The organism is Bifidobacterium saimiriisciurei (assembly GCF_010667655.1).
GTDB lineage: Bacteria > Actinomycetota > Actinomycetes > Actinomycetales > Bifidobacteriaceae > Galliscardovia > Galliscardovia saimiriisciurei.
Genome location: NZ_WHZU01000038.1, coordinates 1 through 1,401 on the forward strand (window position 1 = coordinate 1; position 1,401 = coordinate 1,401).

Genomic DNA, 1,401 nt, shown 5'->3' on the forward strand with positions numbered 1-1,401 from the left:
AGGAATACGTGTACACGTCGGCCGGCTACTATCCACAGGTCAACGGCGTGACCCCTCCCGGCGGCGTATTCGCGCACATCGCCGGCGAGGACCTGGTGCAGGGGGAGGACGGCCGCTGGTGGGTGCTCGAAGACAACCTGCGCATCCCGTCCGGTGCCAGCTACCCGCTGTTCGTGCGCGACATCGAACGCCGCATCTCGCCCCGACTGTTCCGTGACGTGCGCGTACGCGACAACCGCGCCTACCCGATGATGCTGCGCCGGTCGATGGACTTCGTGACCACCGAGGGCATCGCCGTGGTGCTCACGCCCGGCCGCTACAACTCCGCTTTCTTCGAGCACGCATATCTCGCCGAGAAGACCGGCGCCGTGCTCGCGTTCCCCGAGGACCTCGAGGTTGAGGACAACCAGCTGTTCTTCATCGACTACTCCGGAAGCAAGCATCGCGTCGGCGTGGTCTACCGCCGTCTTTCCGACGAATATCTCGACCCGTTCGCGTTCAACGCCGAATCCGTGATCGGCGTGCCCGGCCTGCTTGGCGCCTACCGTGCCGGCAATGTGGCGATTATGAACGCGCCGGGCAACGGCGCCGCCGACGACAAGGCCATCTACTATTTCGTGCCGGCTATGATCCAGTACTATCTGCACGAGGACCCGATTCTGCACAACGCGCCCACCTACATGCCGATGTTCGAGCAGGACCGCAAGACCGTACTCGACCGCATGGGCGAACTCGTCATCAAGGACGTCGCCGAGGCCGGCGGATACGGCGTGGTGTTCGGATCGTCGCTCGACGCATCCCAGCGCGAGGAGCTCGCCGACAGGATCAAGGCCGACCCGCGCCGATTCATCGCACAGGAGGTCATTCAGTTCCGCGACATCGACGTGGTCGACCCGAAGACCGGCCAATATGAGCCGCGCAAGGCCGATCTGCGCGCGTTCGTCGTGACCGGCAAGGACACGCAGGTATGGTATTCCGGCCTGACCCGCTACTCGTCGGTCCCCGGACAGATGATCGTGAACTCCTCGCAGGGCGGCGGATTCAAGGACACGTGGGTGCTGGCCGACGACGATGCCACGATGACCGACAAATACGACCAGTTCGAGGACGAGAAGATCTCCATCGCCACGCAGACGCAGCGGCACTCGCTCTCGCTGCTTACCGCGTCGAAGGCCGAGAACCTCTACTGGCTCGGACGGTACACGGAACGCGTGTTCACCACGCTCACGCGGTTCTTCCCGTTCTACGACCATGTGATGGACACCGACGTGGACGCATTCCGCCCGTTCGCCCGCGCCCTTGACCTGCCGGAGGACTTCGAGGACTTCGACGCGTTCGTGCACAGCTTCCTGTATGACGAGAGCAACCCGAACTCGGTGCGCAGCGCCATGGACTACGCGT

1 protein-coding gene is annotated in these 1,401 nt (G+C 63.9%); it reads left to right on the forward strand.

Features of this window, described 5'->3' with window-relative positions; genetic code table 11:
• The coding region (locus tag GFD18_RS10915; protein WP_163228299.1) for a circularly permuted type 2 ATP-grasp protein at positions 1–1,401 on the forward strand (1,401 nt) is incomplete at both ends.